The organism is Klebsiella sp. JN_Kp121 (assembly GCF_040062145.1).
Classification (GTDB): Bacteria; Pseudomonadota; Gammaproteobacteria; order Enterobacterales; family Enterobacteriaceae; genus Klebsiella; species Klebsiella aerogenes.
Genome location: NZ_JBEAHX010000002.1, coordinates 28,804 through 47,510, shown reverse-complemented (window position 1 = coordinate 47,510; position 18,707 = coordinate 28,804). Strand labels below are relative to the sequence as shown.

General features: G+C 38.9%; 15 protein-coding genes. All 15 read right to left on the bottom strand.

Features of this window, described 5'->3' with window-relative positions:
• Positions 1-50: 50 nt before the first annotated feature.
• Positions 51-1,421, bottom strand: coding sequence for an O9 family phosphomannomutase RfbK (gene rfbK / locus ABLU86_RS02720; protein ID WP_348795914.1), 1,371 nt, complete (start codon positions 1,419-1,421; stop codon positions 51-53).
• 23 nt (positions 1,422-1,444) lie between these two features.
• Positions 1,445-2,860 carry a mannose-1-phosphate guanylyltransferase/mannose-6-phosphate isomerase gene (locus ABLU86_RS02715; RefSeq protein ID WP_045361520.1) on the bottom strand — a complete coding sequence of 472 codons (1,416 nt, stop codon included), beginning with the start codon at positions 2,858-2,860 and terminating at the stop codon, positions 1,445-1,447.
• A 215-nt stretch (positions 2,861-3,075) separates the two neighbouring features.
• Positions 3,076-4,482: an NADP-dependent phosphogluconate dehydrogenase gene (gene gndA / locus ABLU86_RS02710; protein WP_045361523.1), complete on the bottom strand. Its 1,407-nt coding sequence runs from the start codon at positions 4,480-4,482 to the stop codon at positions 3,076-3,078.
• A gap of 170 nt (positions 4,483-4,652) precedes the next feature.
• Complete coding sequence (locus ABLU86_RS02705; RefSeq protein ID WP_052673311.1) at positions 4,653-5,645, bottom strand: glycosyltransferase family 2 protein; 993 nt, start codon at positions 5,643-5,645, stop codon at positions 4,653-4,655.
• 1 nt (position 5,646) lies between these two features.
• Entirely contained in the window at positions 5,647-7,116 is a 1,470-nt protein-coding gene (locus ABLU86_RS02700) for a lipopolysaccharide biosynthesis protein (RefSeq protein ID WP_225526372.1), read from the bottom strand.
• Positions 7,117-7,130: 14 nt separating this feature from the next.
• Positions 7,131-8,147 carry a polysaccharide pyruvyl transferase family protein gene (locus ABLU86_RS02695; RefSeq protein WP_045361529.1) on the bottom strand — a complete coding sequence of 339 codons (1,017 nt, stop codon included), beginning with the start codon at positions 8,145-8,147 and terminating at the stop codon, positions 7,131-7,133.
• 13 nt (positions 8,148-8,160) lie between these two features.
• Entirely contained in the window at positions 8,161-9,378 is a 1,218-nt protein-coding gene (locus tag ABLU86_RS02690; protein WP_045361532.1) for a glycosyltransferase, read from the bottom strand.
• A 32-nt stretch (positions 9,379-9,410) separates the two neighbouring features.
• Entirely contained in the window at positions 9,411-10,163 is a 753-nt protein-coding gene (locus ABLU86_RS02685) for a hypothetical protein (protein WP_052673312.1), read from the bottom strand.
• Positions 10,150-10,410: a hypothetical protein gene (locus ABLU86_RS02680; protein WP_155959290.1), complete on the bottom strand. Its 261-nt coding sequence runs from the start codon at positions 10,408-10,410 to the stop codon at positions 10,150-10,152. The genes ABLU86_RS02685 and ABLU86_RS02680 overlap by 14 nt, the downstream gene beginning before the upstream one ends.
• Before the next feature lie 40 nt (positions 10,411-10,450).
• On the bottom strand, positions 10,451-11,314 hold the full coding sequence (locus ABLU86_RS02675; protein WP_045361535.1) for an O-antigen ligase family protein: 864 nt from the start codon (positions 11,312-11,314) through the stop codon (positions 10,451-10,453).
• Positions 11,315-11,653: 339 nt separating this feature from the next.
• Positions 11,654-12,793 carry a glycosyltransferase family 4 protein gene (locus tag ABLU86_RS02670; RefSeq protein WP_045361538.1) on the bottom strand — a complete coding sequence of 380 codons (1,140 nt, stop codon included), beginning with the start codon at positions 12,791-12,793 and terminating at the stop codon, positions 11,654-11,656.
• A 45-nt stretch (positions 12,794-12,838) separates the two neighbouring features.
• Positions 12,839-13,846 carry a glycosyltransferase family 1 protein gene (locus ABLU86_RS02665; protein WP_225526373.1) on the bottom strand — a complete coding sequence of 336 codons (1,008 nt, stop codon included), beginning with the start codon at positions 13,844-13,846 and terminating at the stop codon, positions 12,839-12,841.
• Positions 13,833-14,996, bottom strand: a complete 1,164-nt coding sequence (locus ABLU86_RS02660; protein WP_045361541.1) for a glycosyltransferase — start codon at positions 14,994-14,996, stop codon at positions 13,833-13,835. Before ABLU86_RS02660 ends, ABLU86_RS02665 begins: the two co-directional genes overlap by 14 nt.
• Before the next feature lie 12 nt (positions 14,997-15,008).
• Positions 15,009-16,433, bottom strand: a complete 1,425-nt coding sequence (wbaP, locus tag ABLU86_RS02655; protein WP_046883244.1) for an undecaprenyl-phosphate galactose phosphotransferase WbaP — start codon at positions 16,431-16,433, stop codon at positions 15,009-15,011.
• Positions 16,434-16,531: 98 nt separating this feature from the next.
• Positions 16,532-18,697 (bottom strand): polysaccharide biosynthesis tyrosine autokinase, encoded by a 2,166-nt coding sequence (locus ABLU86_RS02650; protein WP_046883245.1) that lies wholly within the window; start codon positions 18,695-18,697, stop codon positions 16,532-16,534.
• Positions 18,698-18,707: the final 10 nt, after the last annotated feature.

The following is an 18,707-nucleotide window of genomic DNA, read 5'->3' as shown; positions in this document are numbered from 1 at the left end:
CAATAATACATTAAAAGTCTAACCTTATGGCTTCTATCACAGCTCGCGCATTATTTGAGTAGTGCTAAGATCTCTTCAGTTTTTACCTTCATTAACGTGTCATCTGCTCTGGACTCAACGTTCAGACGCACCACCGGCTCCGTGTTGGACGTTCGCAGGTTAAAGCGCCACTCAGGATATTCAATACTGATCCCGTCCGTTGTGTCGATGTCGATGGCCGCCGGCTCATACTGCGCCCGGATGCGGGCGATCGCTTCCGCCGCATTCCCCAGCTTGCGGTTGATCTCCCCCGACGCCGGGAACGCCGCCTGGCGGTCCGCTACCAGCGATTTCAGCGAACTGTTCTTCAGGCACAGCAGCTCCGCCACCAGCAGCCACGGGATCATCCCGCTGTCGCAGTAGGCGAAGTCGCGGAAGTAGTGGTGCGCACTCATCTCGCCGCCGTAGATGGCGTCTTCCTGGCGCATCCGCTCTTTGATGAACGCATGCCCGGTCTTCGACATCACCGGCTGGCCGCCGCTACGGGTCACGATGTCCACCGTGTTCCACGTCAGGCGCGGGTCGTGAATGATTTTCGCCCCCGGCTGCTTCTGCAGGAACGCTTCCGCAAGCAGGCCGACAATGTAGTACCCCTCAATAAACGCCCCCTCGTCATCGAACAGGAAGCAGCGGTCGAAGTCGCCGTCAAAAGCAATCCCCATATCCGCCTGATGCGCGCGCACTGCGTCGGCGGTGTCCTGACGGCACTCCGGCAGCAGCGGATTCGGGATACCGTTCGGGAAATGGCCGTCCGGCTGGTGATGCACCTTGATAAAGGTCACTGGCGCCCCGGCCGCCGCGAAGCGTTTCTCCACCTCATCAATCACATGCCCCGCCGCCCCGTTGCCGGAGTTCACCACCAGCTTCAGCGGACGGGTGAAGTTCGCCAGGTCCACGTAACCCATCAGGTGGTCAACGTACTCCTTCAGCACCGAAATCTGGCGCAGGGTCCCGCGACGTGCCGGGGCCACCGGCGGGAACTGGTTTTCCTCCGCCAGGCGCTGAATATTGCGCAGCCCGGAATCGCCGCTGATGGGCTTCGCGTTCTCGCGCACCAGTTTCATACCGTTGTAGTTCATCGGGTTGTGGCTCGCCGTCACCTCGATACCTCCGTCCACCCCGAGGTGGAAGGTGGCAAAGTAGATCTCTTCGGTACCGCTCAGACCGATATCCAGCACATCGGTGCCGGCGTCCATCAGCCCTCGGGCCAGCGCCAACTTCAGCGACTCGCTGGTGAGGCGCACATCGCCCCCCACCACTATCTTCCCGGGTTTCAGAAATTCGCCGTAGGCGCGGCCAATACGGTAGGCAATGTCCTCGTTTAGCTCATCACCAAGCTCACCACGGATGTCATAAGCCTTAAAGCATGTTAACTGTGTCATTCTGCATCTTGTCCCGAAAAAAATTAGCAACGACCATACTGATCTTTAATACGGATAATGTCGTCCTCACCGAGGTAAGACCCCGACTGGATCTCCAGTACTTCCAGCGGAATGCGTCCCGGATTCTCCAGGCAATGCTCAGCGCCGATGGGAATAAAGGTGGACTGGTTCTCGGTCAGCAGGAACTGCTTGCCGTTAACCGTCACCTGCCCGGTACCGGCGAGGATCACCCAGTGCTCGGCGCGGTGGTGGTGCATCTGCATCGAGAAGGCGCCGCCCGGTTTCACTGTGATGCGATTAACGTTAAAACGGGGTGTTTGGACCACAACGTCGGAGCGGCCCCAGGGACGGTAAATCTCGCGGTGTCGCTTGTACTCGCTGCGCTGGTTTTCTTTCAGGAATTCAACAGCCTTCTTAACGTCCTGAGAGCGATCGCGGTTCATCACCAGCACCGCGTCCTTGGTACTGACAATCACCAGATTCTCCACACCAATAGCGGCCACCAGTTTTTCATCACTGTTGATGTAGCAGTTCTGACTGTTGTGCACCCACGCGTCGCCGCTAAGTACGTTACCCTGTTCATCTTTTGGACTGACGTCCCACAGGGCGGACCACGAGCCGACGTCGCTCCAGTCGGCATCGAGACCGACCACCACCGCGTCGGCAGTTTTCTCCATCACCGCGTAGTCAACTGACTCATCAGGACATTCGCAGAAAATGTCATGCGGGATGTTAATGAAATCACTGCCGTTGTCGGCTGCACTCACAGCGGCCTGGCAGGCTTCCAGGATATCCGGACGAAACTTGGCCAACTCAGAGATATACTTTTTCGCCCGGAACATAAACATGCCGCTATTCCAGTAGTATTCACCAGAGGCAAGATAAGCCTGAGCACGCTCCATGTCAGGCTTTTCCACAAAACGGGCAACCTGGTAAGGCGTATGCTCACCTTCATTTAGCGCCGTACCACGTTGGATATAGCCGTAACCGGTTTCAGGCGCATTCGGCACAATGCCGAAAGTTACCAGATGGCCTGCATCGGCATACTGTTCGGCAACACGGATAGCATCGTGGAAAACCGATTGGTTATTGATAATATGGTCAGCCGCCAGCACCAGCATCAACGGGTCGTCACCATTTCGCATAGCCTGAAGAGCCGCGAGCGCGATGGCCGGGGCGGTATTGCGACCGACGGGCTCAAGGATGATGTTATTCGTCAGTTTGTTCAGCTGGCGCAACTGTTCTGCCACCAGGAAGCGATGCTCTTCGTTACAGATAACCATCGGCTCATGAATTTCAAGGCCCGAGAGTCGGGTGATGGTTTCCTGCAGCATGGAATTCCTCCCGTACAGACGAAGGAACTGTTTCGGGTAAAGCTCGCGGGACATCGGCCAGAGACGACTGCCGGTACCACCAGCCATTATCACCGGAAGTAACATATTAATATCCTTTAGTTAAAGCTCAGTTATTTAACGCTCAGTAAATTACCGAGGCCAGAAGCAGACTGATATAGGTGTACGAGTTAATAAGTACGGTAATTATTTAAAATTAAAGATTAGATATGTTTTTAGAAAGGGAATATTTTAATCAATTAATAAAATGGAAGATATATTTAAAGCAGTCAGGCCAAATGGCCTGACTGTAACAGATAATATTATTCCAACCATTCAGTATGGAAAATACCTTCTTTGTCTGTACGCTTGTAGGTGTGAGCACCAAAGTAATCACGCTGAGCCTGAATCAGATTAGCTGGCAGAACTGCGGAGCGATAGCTATCGTAGTAGGCAATTGCTGCAGAGAAGGTCGGTACCGGAATACCATTCTGCACAGCATAAGCAACCACATCACGGAGAGCCTGCTGATAATCATCAGCAATCTGTTTAAAGTATGGTGCCAGCAGCAGGTTAGCAATCCCGGCATTTTGCTCGTATGCATCGGTAATTTTCTGCAGGAACTGCGCACGAATGATACAACCAGCACGGAAAATCTTAGCGATCTCACCGTAGTTGAGATCCCAGTGATATTCATCAGAGGCGGCACGTAACTGTGAGAAACCCTGAGCATAGGAGACAATCTTACCGAGGTACAACGCGCGACGCACTTTCTCGATAAATTCCGCTTTATCACCAGCCGGCTGAGCCTGCGGGCCGCTCAGCACTTTCGATGCCGCTACACGCTGGTCTTTAAGAGAAGAGATATAGCGAGCAAATACAGACTCCGTGATCAGAGACAGAGGTTCTCCGAGATCCAGAGAGCTCTGACTGGTCCACTTACCGGTCCCCTTGTTCGCAGCTTCATCAAGAATAACATCAACGAGATATTTACCCTCATCATCTTTCTTGGTGAAAATATCTTTAGTGATGTCGATTAGGTAGCTACTCAGCTCACCTTCGTTCCATTCGGTGAAGGTTTGCGCTAGCTCTTCATTGGACAGCACCAGACCACCTTTCAGCAGCGCATAGGCTTCTGCAATCAGTTGCATATCGCCATACTCGATGCCGTTATGAACCATTTTCACATAATGGCCAGCACCGTCAGCCCCGATATAAGTGACACAAGGTTCGCCATCCTCAGCAACCGCAGCAATCTGCTTCAGTATCGGAGCAACCAGTTCATAGGCTTCTTTCTGGCCACCAGGCATGATGGAAGGTCCTTTAAGAGCCCCCTCTTCGCCACCGGAAACACCAGTACCAATGAAGTTAAAACCTTCAGCAGACAGCTCACGGTTACGACGGATGGTGTCCTGGAAGAATGTGTTACCACCGTCGATAATGATGTCGCCTTTATCAAGATAAGGCTTCAGCGAATCAATAGCGCTGTCAGTGCCAGCTCCAGCCTTAACCATCAACAGGATACGGCGAGGCGTTTCGAGGGATTCAACGAACTCTTGTACTGTGTAGTAAGGAACTAGTTTCTTGCCGGGATTTTCGGCAATCACTTCTTCAGTCTTTTCACGTGAGCGGTTGAAAACGGAGACGGTATAACCGCGGCTTTCGATGTTCAGCGCAAGGTTGCGCCCCATCACTGCCATACCGACAACCCCGATCTGTTGCTTGGACATTACATACTCCTGTCTTATATGATCACTGCGACAAGTTCACAGATTAGATACATTCTAATACTAACTTAATGGCAATGCGATCACTAGTTATTAATATAAATGGTAATTTTTAGAGATTAAATAGAACATCTCATTCATTAAATATCAAACAAAATCAAAAAAATATATTTTTATTTAATGGAATTCTTAGCATTAACCAAACAAGACAAGCCCGCAGGAAAGTACTTACATAGGAAGAAAATAAACTTCGACTTAGTTCCTTTGAGATTTAGTATATGATGTATGCTGAAACTCTTAAATCTCATTAATAGCATATGGATTGTTTCTTTAGAGGCTCCATTCTTTATTAAATTGATATAAACATTAGAAAGAACCGTTATTTTATGATTCGTTAGTATAACCCTATCATTTTCTGATGTTAAATGAGATCTTATTAACGCATCTGTTCTGTCAAGATACTCCACACGGTCAAAATATTTTTGGAGCGACTGTTTGGTTAGTGAACCACTTCTTTGAATATAATGGTATTTTTTTTGACTACCGAATGCGATACTCGCGCCATTCAAAAATACAGTCATAATAAATTCATAATCTTCGAAAACTTTGAGATTAGCATCAAAATGAACCGTTCTAATTATTTCACTACGGAACATTTTGTGCCATAAATACCCCGTAATATTATTTTGAAGCATAGCAAACGCAGCATCCCTTCCTGTAAGAAAACCATCCATATAAAAATCATTAGTTATACCTGAAGGTGCCCCAGATACATCCTCGCTATAATACAAGCATTGAGCGATATCTGTGTCATTATCACGTATAATATTATATAAATATTCCACAGCATCATCATCAATAAAATCATCAGAATCTAAAAATAATATATAATCGCCTAAGGACTTAGAGATTAGTTTATTACGAGTATAAGAAACACCTTTGTTATTTTCATTAGTAAATAGTTTTATATTTAGCTCAGGGTAATTGTTTATGAATTTCTCAACAATAACAACGGAATCATCACTTGAAAAATCATCCACAACTATCAATTCAATATTCTTATATGTCTGATTCTTCACAGACAAAAGAGCCTTGCTGATAAATGAAGCGGCATTATAACAAGGAATCAATACACTAATCAAAGGGTTATCTAATGAACCAACCATCTCACATTCCTTTTCTTGAGCCTATTGATTTAAAAAGATTTAAAACTTCTTGTTTTTTTGACTTCGGAGAGAGAAGCAAAGTAAAAGACAAGTAAATAACAAAGCCGATGATTATTTTTAGAATCAATGTTCCCCAACCGACTATCTGGAAATAATTATCATTTAACCACACCATAATCCCACCCATTAACAATGCACAGATTACCGGGAGCGCTAACTCTTTTACATACATTCTTAGTTTTATGTTAAGTAAATCACATGCACACCATACTGATAATGGATAAAGCGCTATTGTCCTTATTGAAAAGGCCAAGGCCGTTGCAATCAAGCCATACCTTACGAAAATAAAAAACACTATTATATTACTTATAGCATAAAGCATTGTTAGCCTAGCTTGCCTGTCAGGTCTGTCACGGGCGAACATAATGGAATGATTGTAATAACCAATCGAAGTAACGAAACCTACCGCACTGACGATTTGCATAATTTCGACTGAGGCTATCCACTTATCCCCTAAAAGGAGAATGGTAATATCTTTTGCTAAAACAGCCAATCCTATAAATGCAGGTGCCGTGATCACCACAGTAAAATATGACATTTTTATATATTTTTTAGACAAAACGTCAATATCATCCTTGAATCTTGAAAATGCTGGAAGAGATACTCTCATTAAAGCTGATGATAAGACAAGATTTAAAGTATTTACAATCCTTTTACCTGCGGAATATATTCCCGCGGCTGCGGGACCAAGAAAATACGTGATAAAAAAAACGTCGCTATTTTGATTTGAAAAATTCGTAAAGTTACTCAATGCAACATGTTTGGAAAAATCAAAAGATTCTTTAAAAGATTTTTTTGAAATCTTAAATTCCGGCTTCCATGGGGTTTTCCACCATAAGATAACAAGAGAGATAGATGCAGTTACTATTTGTTGTGCCACTAAACTCATAACAGCATATCCTTGATACGCCAAATACAACCCTACGCATCCACCAACTGTAATCGATAAAATCGATCTTAATGCTAGAGATTTAAAAAGCATATTATGCGAGAGCCAAGCTTCATGAATACGGCTCGCTCCACTTAAAATAATTATTACTGCAGTGCATCTTATGACAGTAGTTAACCCTTCTATATGCATATATTGTTCAATTATTGGTGATATAAAATAAACGACAGTAAAAGAAGGGATGGAAATAACAAAACAAAGGAAAAAGGCAGAATTATAATCAATATTTGACGGATTACTTTTCCTAACTATAGATGTTGCAATACTATCAAATATGGTCATTTTAAAAAACTGAGTTACAAGCAAAGAAACGCTCAACATTCCGTAAATATCGGGTGTAAGCATTTTTGCCAAAATTATAAAGATGACAAAAGTAATGGCTTGCCCAGCCATGTTATCTAACACCGACCATATTGCACCAGTCATCACGGATGGACGGCGTTGAGCGTTTTCTTTATTCAACCTAAAGACTCCAATTAGCGATACTTTTGAATCTTATCTAAACCTTCGACGAGTCTGGATAGATTTTCATTAAAAACACATTCACTGCTTAAAAAACCTTGCTGAGCTGATGCCTTTGATAGTACATCAACTGCATGCTCCATAAATTTATCATTCAAATTAAATTTGAAATTATTTTCTACCAATTCTACTGTTTTATTAGGAATGCGATAGATAAGTAAACGGGTAGCATTATGGTAATGTTTCCACCATCGTTTATTTTTTAAATCGCGTTGAGCTAAGAAGCATTTGATTGCGGTTTCAACATCTGCATCAGATTGATAATATTTTTCACCATATAACCGCAGCCCTTTGTCACGAATGGATTCTCTCAATGAACTTGAGCCCAAAACAGTCGGTAGATAAGGTAATTTAATCGTTTGGGTCCAATCAAGCCATTTAAATGTATTTATCTGATTAGATGTAATTAATGGGACCCAAGGTACCCGCATAGCGTCGGCAATTATTGCAGCATGCATAGCATCAGCCAAGACAAGCTTAGCACTTCGAATTTTGTGAATAACTAGCTTAGAGTCCCATTCAGGACTAACAAATTCTATCCCTGCACGTTTGCATACTTCTTCCCATTTTCCGGTAATTAAAGCGTGATGGTGTGGAATAAAAATAATTCCTGATCTCTCTTTTTCAGTAAGAGGTGTAAACTCACTAAGTGTTTGTAGTAAAGCAGCTCCATCAGTGATGTACTTATCCTGATTAAGCCCAAGCACACGAGCACTCAAGGGGCCTCGGACACAAATAGTATCCCATGAATCCGACCCAAATCCTATCGGGGGGTAATCATAACCAACACCACTAGAAAAAATAATCCATTGTTTTGCCACTGGCATATTTGATGTAATAATAGTTCCTATACCAGACAATCTAACAGATTCATCATTATCGAAGAAGTCTGGTATCAAGGCATCCCAGAGCCATGAATTCAAATCATCTCCAAAGTTTCCTTTTGACGAATAATAATAATAAAGCTTCATGTTTTTCCTATAATTACTTGAGATATGAGACCAACTCAGAATAACAATTATCGCGATTGTATTCGCGTTCTATTTTACTTCTGGCATTTCGGGTGATTCTAAGAATGTGCTCATGATCGAGCATTTTAATTTTTATTACTTTACTAGCTAACGATTTATAATCTCTTTCATCAATTAGATATCCGGATATTTCATCATCGATTAACTCGGGAATGCCACTATGATAACTCGAAATCACAGGAAGTCCTACTGCCATAGCTTCCATTAAGGCAACAGGTATGCCTTCCATATCCCCATCAGAAGCAGTTATAGAGGGCAATAAAAATATATCAGACTCATCAAGGAATTTAGATATTACCTCCTGAGATTGCAAGCCATGATAAAAGATACTATTCCCAAGACCCATGGAATGGGATAGGTTCGTTAGTTTTGATTTTTCAGGACCATCACCGATAATATGATATTCAAAATCAACACCCATGCTTAATAAAACTGAACAGGCCTTAATGCAAGTTTCAATTCCTTTTTTTTCCGTTAAACGTGCGATAGTAACTAACTTAAGTTTATCTCCAATAGGTTGATGTTGTTTATAGGTAAATTTATTTATATCAATCCCCATGCGAACAACAGATAACTTAGAAGAGACTTTAAATTCTTTATTTATTTTGGTTGCCCATAAATTGCTAACTGGAAAAATAAAATCGGCGTACTTAAACAACTGTACATAGTCTTTATTAAATAATTTTAAAACACGTAATTGTGAGATCTCATTACCATGAAAAACCGCCGCGGTTTTACCGGAAACAAATCCAAGGCGTTTGAGTTGATTAAGTAGAGATGCAGTTGTGCCAAAATGAGAAATAATATAGTCAGCAGTGATATTTTGATTGTTATGCGAAAGTATTAGAGGGATTAATAAAGTTTTAGAATAATAACCATACTTATTGAAATTTAAACTCTTCACTATTGTTCGTTTTTTTAATATATTCTTTAATGCCGAAAGTCTAGATAAAATCCGCTTACTTTTCCCTTTTGGTTCGGCTGGTAATAGATACCTTACCCTTGACATAAGGTCATTATTCTTCATGACTGCATGATTAACTCCTACATCGCCAGGAAATACGGATATAATCTCGACCTGAATACCTCTATTGATAAAGTAATCAATTTGATTAAGAATAAAAGTTTCAGAAGATACTGGAAATTTTAAAACAAAAAAAACGACTTTCATATAAATTCCTATTACAGAAGAAAATAAGAATTTTATCTTATTTGTTGATTAGCACTGCGTATCGCTGGTGCAATACTTTTTTCTGAGAGATCTCGATTAAGAATACCAAAGTTATACTCTCTATATTTTATATTATTCCCATCATTAATAAAATCATACCACCACACGCCTTTAATATAATTCATTCTTTTTTCCATGATAATATATTTATACGCAAAGGACGCCACAAACTCCTCACTATATTCAGGCTTGCCACTATTGGTTGGGAATCCAATTTCTGTAATATAAAAATCAATATTCTTGTTAGAACCAGAAATTCTCAACAGATCATCATGTGTCTTATCTAGTAGATGAATATTAAATTCTGCTCGAGAGGCTCTCTTGCTTCCCCAAGTATAAGGATGGATTGAAAGCCCATCAACATAATTTAAAATACCTTCTTTAACGATCTCAACCCCCCAATCCAAGTCAATATAATCAAGTGGATTGAAGGAACCAGCAATAATAGTTGCAGACTGATCAGAACGCTTTATACATGCAGACGCATACTTTACCAATTTAACATAGGCCTTTGCCGAATCGATGTCATTCGCACCTTTATCTTTACGATTAGACCATTCATTCCAAATTTCATAAATAACACCTTGTCCTTTAAAATGCCTGGCTGTCCAGCCTGCAAAATTGCAGTAAGCTGCAATACTCTCCTCTGTTTTCGGTTTACCTCCTCCATATAAGCGATTCCCGGAACCTAATATAACGAGGGGTTTGATATTATACTTTTGCATCCATTATGATTTTTTCTGTTTTATTCTGAGGAGGAGTAAACACTCCTTTTTCCTTTTCAATCACATCCCATCTATAATCAACTCGAAACGAAGTGAAATGATACTTTTGTATAAGCTTCAATATTGAATCAGAATTTCCATAGTAGCCATCAGGATGAATTTCCACTCCAACTTCATATGCCATGCTAAATTTTGAAATAAACAATAAAGAAGGCAAGAGAAGTATAAAAGACCAGACTTTATTCATATTCAATCCTAATAAATACCTAAACAATTTGCACATTTATTCAGTCATTTCTCATACGTCGAGGAAAGTATTTTTTGTCTGAATGGGCTAAACAAATCCCAATCAATGCCCAATAGTAGGGACGCATGAAACTTGACTCTATGATTAAGATTAACATGGAGATAATGAGAGAAAAAAATATTACACTTCCCTTTGCTGAAGATACATGTTTAGAAAAAAGCATTTTATAATGCCATGCAAGCCACACTATTAACGCTAGCCATCCACACGTAGCTGCCATTTCAATATACAGACTTATCGCAGGCAACCCAAATGGATTCAGATACCAAGGAAGTGAACTATAGTACGGGTATGAGCTTTTGTTATTAAGCGTGAACTCCGTATATGCTCCAATCCCAACCCCCCAAAAATGTTGCAAAGCTACATCATAAGCCATTTCAACTCTATACCAATGGTTTCCTGCGCGTTCGATTAGAGCCTGAGTGACATTATCCGACATAAAAATGTTTTTAAATGTAATTGCAATTAAATCATTATTCTCTTTCGCATAAAAGTATAGACACATAAATGCAATACTGGCAAATACTAAGGTTACCACCACTTTTAATAATTTTCGTCTACCATACAATGATAAAATTAAAAACCCGATCAGAAAAATCAGTATCAAATTCGCGCTTTTAGTTGTAACAATTGCGACTAAGCATGAAAACAAATCTAATGGTCTTGCCGCAGGAGTTGGCAACGAATGATTCTGTTTTAATAGTGATGCTAATACTAAAACCACATAGGGAATTAATGAAATTGCAAAATAGGATGGCTCATAGTACAAAACATGAGCTCGTTCCTGAATATGTAAAATATTGAGAATTGCACCAATGACAATCTGAACTCGATATGAATTCATAACCCCCTGTAAAGTTTGATAATAATCTTCCTGTGCTAGAGACTTAAATACGCATGATATAAAAATAAAATTAAAGATAATCAAAAAAAGATAACCTACTGATTTCCCTATGTCATAAGTATAAAATAAAGAAGGGGTGCACAATAGGAAAAAAAACAGTACATACCAAATATTTTTATCAATCGTCCGTTTATTAATTAAAATAAGTATGCCATAAATGATCAATGGTATTAAAGTTAACCGGAACCCCATCACACTGATTAGATCAATCACTGGTACATAGAGAGAATATAAAGGAAATAACTTGAACTTTATTGATTTTCATCATAAATCCCACAATTACTTTATAAATGCAGAATGCTTAGACATCACATAATTTTCTATTTCCATTCTAAACCTCTCAACAGAAAACCTCATAGCATTCCTACGACAATCTTCCGGATGGTAACAGTCTTTGCTATTTTCAAAATTTTCTACAGCTTCAATGATCGAATCACAATTCTGTTTATCAAAAAGAATACCAGTTGGAGTTTTTGAATGATTAACATCCAGCACAGTCTCAAGTGCACCTCCTTTACCATATGCTATTACCGGTGTACCACATGCTTGTGCCTCCACAGGAGTTATACCAAAATCCTCCTCAGCGGCAAAAACAAAAGCTTTAGCCTTACGCATTAGGTTTTGCATTTCTAAATCGCTTTGATACCCTAAGATCTCAACGTTTTTTTGTGCTTTTCTTTTAATCTTCGCCATTTCTGGCCCATCACCTACAACAATTAATTTCTTTTCTGGCATGTACCCAAATGCTTCAACAATTAAATCAATTCTCTTATAGGGTACCAATCGTGATGCTGTCATATAATAGTTTTCTTTGAACTGCTCTAATTCAAACGAATCAACATCGACCGGAGGATAAATGACATCTGCATCCCTTCCGTATACCTTTTTAATTCGCTTAGCAATAAAATTTGAATTGGCAATAAAATGATCCACGCCATTCGATGTCCGAGTATCCCACATCCTAATCTTATGTAGCATCCATCTTGCCAACATGGCTTTAGCACCGGACTCAAGACCAGCTTCTCTTAAATATTGATGCTGTAAATCCCATGCATATCTGATCGGAGAATGGACATAGCTGATATGCAGTTGATCTGGTCCTGTAAGGATACCTTTCGCAACAGCATGACTGCTTGAAAGAATAATGTCATGTTGAGATACATCTAATTGTTCAATTGCCAAAGGCATCAAGGGAAGATATTTTTGATAATATTTTTTTGCTTTTGGTAGGTTTTGAATAAAGGTCGTTTGAATAGGTTTATTGTTAAATCGCGTCTTATTTTCAGCGCTTAAAAAATCTACAACAGCATATAAATCGGAATCAGGAAATACCTTTAAAAATTCTGCAACAACCTTTTCCGAGCCAGCATAAGTTACAAACCAATCGGCAACAATGCCGATGCTGATGTTATTTATCATTGTACTAACCACCTATTTTATAAAATCAATACTATTCTAACAACCTTAATAATTAATTTTATTAATCTCGTCAATAATTATTTCGACTGTATTATCCCATGAATATTCTTTTGCTCTTTGCAATCCTTTTATAACCAACTCCTCCCTCAAAACATCATCAGTTATAAGTGAGTTAAGCCCCGCCGTGATTTCTCCGATAGAAAATGGGTCCACTGTAATGGCATAACCTCTCGCCAATTCATTCAATGCGGTAGTGTTAGACGCCAAAACCGGAACCCCACATGCCATTGCTTCAATGACAGGCAATCCAAACCCTTCATATAACGATGGCATGAGTAAAGCAATCGAACCACGATAGTATTTTGGGAAATCGGCTTCGTCAATATATCCAGTAAATATTATATTTTCTTGTGCATTATTTGATTTAATATAATCAATCATCTCATCGGTTGGATTACCTGTAAATAATAACTTCACATCATGTTTATTTTCTAATCGACAGTATGCATCAATTAAACGCTTTTCGTTTTTATGCTCTTTTCTATTACTCACACATAAAAAATATTTATAGCCTGGTAAATACTTCTCTCCCGTTGGAATAAACCCCTTTGATACTCCATTGCCTGCTACTACCACCTTCTTAGGTGATATGCCGCTCCAGTCTACGATTCGTTTTTTTGAAAATTCAGAAACAGTAAAAATGGCGATGCACTTTTTACATGCCCTTTTTAGTATTAAGTTATAATATAGTGATTTCAAAACACTATCATTACCCTTAATATCAATATGATTTAAATCATGTATTGTTATAATTGTTCTTTTGGCGAAAAACCAAGGGGCATTAAAACCGGGGGTAATATATATCAAACTATTGAACAGTAAATACCAAGGTGTCACAAAAATATCTAGCGGACTGGTTGGTTTCACTTTACTTTTAATCGTGTTATTAAATTTTATTCTATTCTGTATTTCATAGGCATACCTGCCAATTCCATGTTCGCCAATCCATCTTTCATCATATAAAAATTGGTCTTTAAATTTAATCTTTATCAAGGACCTGCCCCCATATTTCAAGTATATTCTTCGTTTCAAATTTTTCTAACTGAAAATTGAACTCAATATTTCCAATTAAATATAAATTTATTATTTCAGTTAATTCTTCCGCTATGTCAAATAAAAAATCTTTATTATCATTTAATAACTCAGGAATGCCACCTACCTTTTTCCCGGCTACAGGGACCCCTCGACCTAAACTTTCAACAATAACTCTTCCAAATGGTTCGTTCCATTTCGATGGAACAATAAGCATATCCATGTCATCTAGAAACAGTGTAGGTTTTACATTCCCATAAAATTTAATATTCAAACCGAAATTCACTGATAACATATTAAGTTCATTTATATAGTCAGGTTCTCCAGTACCAGCTATACATATTATTATTTTATCTTTTTGTTCTTTTTTTAGCTTACTAACTGCCGTTATGATAAGTTCTATGCCTTTTGTTTTATGAATTCGCCCTAAATACCCAAGTTTAATTGGTGGTGATTGAAAACCATTCAACTTCCTTTTTTCGACAATCTCATCTATGCACATATTATATATTATATGAGATTTTGCATTTCGAAAATAACCATTTTCAATATGTTTTTCTAGTACATATTTGCTGATTCCAACTACATCATTAACATACTGTGAATTGGTCTTTTTCATCAAAGTTAATGTTCTGCAACTGGCACATTGGGAGATACAATTATCTTCTTTATACATATTCGCATTTTTGCAAAGTAAAGAGTAACTGCGAAGTATATGTAATGTCCGAATACGAAGGTCATACGCTACCCGCCAGATAATTGAGGATACATCCTCGATTGTACTAGTTATTAAGACATCAGGTTTTATTCGTTCTAATAATTCTGTCAGTTTGCTTTCAAAGAAAATATTGTTAGAATCTATTATGTGCCAAATTAACTTTGCGAGTGGGTTATGCTTTTCCTTTCCCATAGACCAGTAAATATTTTTAAACTTTACTCTACTAACTTTAACATTTTCTATCAAATCATCCTTGTCTTTGCAATCAACGGCTAGAACATGAACATCATATCCAAGACTGGATAATTCTTCAGCCAGTTTTTTTGTAGATATCTCTCCGCCACCAGCAATATGAGGATAATATCCGCGACATGCGATTAGGATTTTCTTCATAATGTTCTGTACTTAATATGCACCATCTTTTTTTAGGACAACCGTTACTGTTTTAAACAATATAGCTATATCATTCCACATGGACCAATTTTTCACATACCAAGCATCAAGATACACTCTTGTTTCATAATCAACATTGCTACGTCCACTTACTTGCCAGAGGCCTGTCATTCCCGGTTTGCTTAACAGATAATATTCAACTTCATCATTGTATCTTTCAAGCTCGTCCATGATAATTGGCCGCGGACCGACCAAACTCATCTCCCCTTTTAATACATTAAAAAGTTGAGGCAATTCGTCAAGGCTAGTCCTTCTTAAAAAACTTCCTATTTTTGTAATTCTTGGATCATTTTTTAGCTTAAATGTTGCATCCCATTCTTCTCTTGCGAGTGGATCGCTTTCAAGTAATTCTTTTAGAACTTCTTTTGAGTTTATCACCATAGATCTAAATTTTAAGCATTTAAAAGACTGACCACCCTTACCAATACGTTCATGCCCGTATATTGCTGGTCCTCCATCTCTTCTAACTCGCTGACAAATATAAATTAATAGTGGCGATAGAATCGTTATTATGATTATCGAACCAATTATATCAAATGCACGTTTTAATACTCTTGATGACCATTTGGCTAAATTCTGCTGCACACGAAATATCATCACTTCATGACTAAAAATAAATGACATGTCAGTGCTATCTAACGGCACCCCTCGCAATGTTGGGATAACGGATACGTATCGATAACCTTTTATCATGAAATTACGTAGCCAGGTATTTCTTATATCGCTTTGATTAGACTCAACAGCAACAATAAATTGTGTTTTCTTATCTTTAGTCTCAAGCCATTTGAGGTCATCTGGCAATACAACGATGCCATCAATGGTGTTTCTCATATTATAATTACCTGAGCACTCAATAAATCCAACAATTACTAACCCCAGATTGCGTTCGCTGCTTATTGCTTTATACGCCTCCTTAGCATTTGGTCCAGTTCCTATAATCCAAGTATCACGCTTCCAGTAACCAAAAGTATCAAGTATTCTTTTAGTTAACATTCTACAAGTTGGCACAAGAAAAAGTATTAAGGCCCAAGTAAATACCCAAAGATATCTTGAGAAAGACCATGAAGTGAAAGCCAGTACTGCAATCTCTATGATTGCAAATATAATTAACGTTCTAAGTATTTCTTTCAACTCGAACCAAAACGTTTTTCGATAAAAATAATGTCTTAGACGCATTGAATACCATGCTATACAGCATAATGCCAAAATAAAATGAAGTAACAACCAGCCTTCAATTTGCTCATTAACGATCCCCCCCCCAGAATTAGATGTTAACATCATAACACCTAAAGCCAAGTATATTGATATAGTGAAACTTATGAAATCTGATATTGCCAATGTAAAACTAACTAGAAGATTTTTACTGAGAAGCGCCATAATTCCCTCTCATGTATATAACGCAATTTTCAATTAATAAATAATCATTCTGGTAAATATTAAGAAAGCCGGACCATTAGTCCGACTCCTTAAGTTTATCATTTATTTTCTTTATAAGAATATCCATAATGGTTATAGCCATAACCATAATAGCTACTAGCTTTTTTGACTACACCATTTAATATGCACCCTTTAACCTGAACTCCACTTTGTTCGAAACGTTTGGAACTTATATCAATTTCTTTAACAGTGTTCTGTTCAAAACGAGCCACTAAAAGTGTTGTTCCTGCATAGTTCCCAATAATTGCCGCATCCGTAACAGCCAAGATTGGAGGTGTATCTAATATTACAATATCATATTTTTTACTGACCCAATCAATAAGTGCACCAAAATTACGGTGCATCAGTAATTCAGCAGGATTTGGTGGAGTTACTCCCCTTGATATGAAATCAAACCCACCTGCAGGAATTGTTTTAATTATTTTCTCTATTTCATTTCGTCCTGAAAGAAAATCAGATAAGCCACTATCGTTATTTACATCAAATAATTTATGCGCATATCCCTTTCGCATATCAGTATCGATAAATAATACTTTTTTACCTGTTTGCGCAACCACTGCAGCCAAATTTGAACTAACAAAGGTTTTACCTGCATTAGGACTTGCCCCAGAAATCATTAACACATTATTTCTTGCCTCTAACATCGCAAAATGTAAACTCGTTCTTAATCCTCGTATTGCCTCTATTGCAAGATCAGCAGGATTCTCGACTGCAAGAAATTTTGTATTTTCAGTTCTTTGTGTTTTTTTCAGGATAGCTTTAGAGCTAATCGATCGTGAAAATGTCTCTGATACCGGAATGCTAGCATAAACATTAATGCCAATCTCCTCTAATTGTTCAGGACTTTCAATCCCTCTTCTTAAATACACTTTGAGGAGTACGATGCCAGCAGACACCATTAATCCCGCTATGAATCCTAATAATAATACAATTACTTTTTTAGGTTTTACAGGCTTAGGCAAGGAGACCGCATTATCAATAATTCTAACATTACCAATAGCACTTGATTTTGCTATGTTTAGTTCCTGCTGCCTGTTGAGCAACTGCATATATACGGCTTGTCCAGAATCCACATCCCTACTTAGCCGCAATATTTCTTGTTGCGTTTTCGGCATTGCAGACACTCGCTCATTTAACTTATTTCGTTCATCTTTTAATGTCTTCCGTTTTTCCATCAAAGCCTTATATGTTGGATGTTCTTTGGTATAAAGCTGAGATATTTCAGACTCACGAAATGTTAATTCATTTAACTGATTATCTACATTAACGATTTGCTCAAGTACTGATTTTGCTTCCAGCGACAGATCAACAGAATCTTTTTGACGCCGGTATAAATTTAATTTATCTTCGGCAACATCAAGCTCAGCTCTAACTTTTGGCAGTTGTAAATTAAGAAATTCTAAACTTTTAGCATCTTGCGCCGCTTGGCGCGAGATATTTTGTGCCAGATAGTTATTACTGATGCTATCTAATATTTTTACAATTTGAGTAGAGTCTTCACCTGTCATTGACAGACTTAGCATGCCTGTATCTTTACCTTCATCGGTTACTGTGAAAGTATTTAGAATTTCTGATATTGCTTTTAATCTACTAATATACGATATCGTGAATTCAGAATTCGGCTGCGCATCTATATTGTCAATTTTAAGCGAAATTCCATCCTCATTTAGAAGTTTCCCGACTTCACCTCTAATTTTTTTACCTTCGAAATCCACAATATAATGTGATTTATCTTCAACTTTCAATTCCAATTCCGATACAGAATCTTCAATTCCATTCGGAATATACAAACGACTAATTGAAATCGTCCCTGTTTTCTCTCCCATCAGTCTTGCCCAGCCTTTCCCAAAAATAGGGAAATAGTTCTGAACTATTTTCGCTTGTAAGTTCAGATCATTGACTGTTTTCCCTAGAATCATTCTAGATTGAAGCAAAGTAATTTCTGGTGCAGAACTTGGCTGGCTATTAGGTAGAACTTGACTTAAGCTACTTAAAATCGCGTTACCTTGTTTTTGCTCAACTTGAATAAGTGAATCAGCCTGATAAATAGGAGTTGCAAATAAGGCATAAAGTAAAGCTATGAGAGTAAATAATGCTGTAATAGATACTATTAGCTTCCGATGATCAATAAACTCGCCAATCAAACGGCCTAAGTCTACCTCATCTGCATCCTTTGTATTGGTTTTATTTATTACTGGAGACATGTAATAATTC

Bases quoted from the DNA above. Each gene is read 5' to 3' on its own strand.
- rfbK (WP_348795914.1), bottom strand. From the start codon at position 1,421: ATGACACAGTTAACATGCTTTAAGGCTTATGACATCCGTGGTGAGCTT.
- ABLU86_RS02715 (WP_045361520.1), bottom strand. From the start codon at position 2,860: ATGTTACTTCCGGTGATAATGGCTGGTGGTACCGGCAGTCGTCTCTGG.
- gndA (WP_045361523.1), bottom strand. From the start codon at position 4,482: ATGTCCAAGCAACAGATCGGGGTTGTCGGTATGGCAGTGATGGGGCGC.
- ABLU86_RS02705 (WP_052673311.1), bottom strand. From the start codon at position 5,645: ATGGTTGGTTCATTAGATAACCCTTTGATTAGTGTATTGATTCCTTGT.
- ABLU86_RS02695 (WP_045361529.1), bottom strand. From the start codon at position 8,147: ATGAAGCTTTATTATTATTATTCGTCAAAAGGAAACTTTGGAGATGAT.
- ABLU86_RS02690 (WP_045361532.1), bottom strand. From the start codon at position 9,378: ATGAAAGTCGTTTTTTTTGTTTTAAAATTTCCAGTATCTTCTGAAACT.
- ABLU86_RS02685 (WP_052673312.1), bottom strand. From the start codon at position 10,163: ATGCAAAAGTATAATATCAAACCCCTCGTTATATTAGGTTCCGGGAAT.
- ABLU86_RS02680 (WP_155959290.1), bottom strand. From the start codon at position 10,410: ATGAATAAAGTCTGGTCTTTTATACTTCTCTTGCCTTCTTTATTGTTT.
- ABLU86_RS02675 (WP_045361535.1), bottom strand. From the start codon at position 11,314: ATGAATTCATATCGAGTTCAGATTGTCATTGGTGCAATTCTCAATATT.
- ABLU86_RS02670 (WP_045361538.1), bottom strand. From the start codon at position 12,793: ATGATAAATAACATCAGCATCGGCATTGTTGCCGATTGGTTTGTAACT.
- ABLU86_RS02660 (WP_045361541.1), bottom strand. From the start codon at position 14,996: ATGAAGAAAATCCTAATCGCATGTCGCGGATATTATCCTCATATTGCT.
- wbaP (WP_046883244.1), bottom strand. From the start codon at position 16,433: ATGGCGCTTCTCAGTAAAAATCTTCTAGTTAGTTTTACATTGGCAATA.
- ABLU86_RS02650 (WP_046883245.1), bottom strand. From the start codon at position 18,697: ATGTCTCCAGTAATAAATAAAACCAATACAAAGGATGCAGATGAGGTA.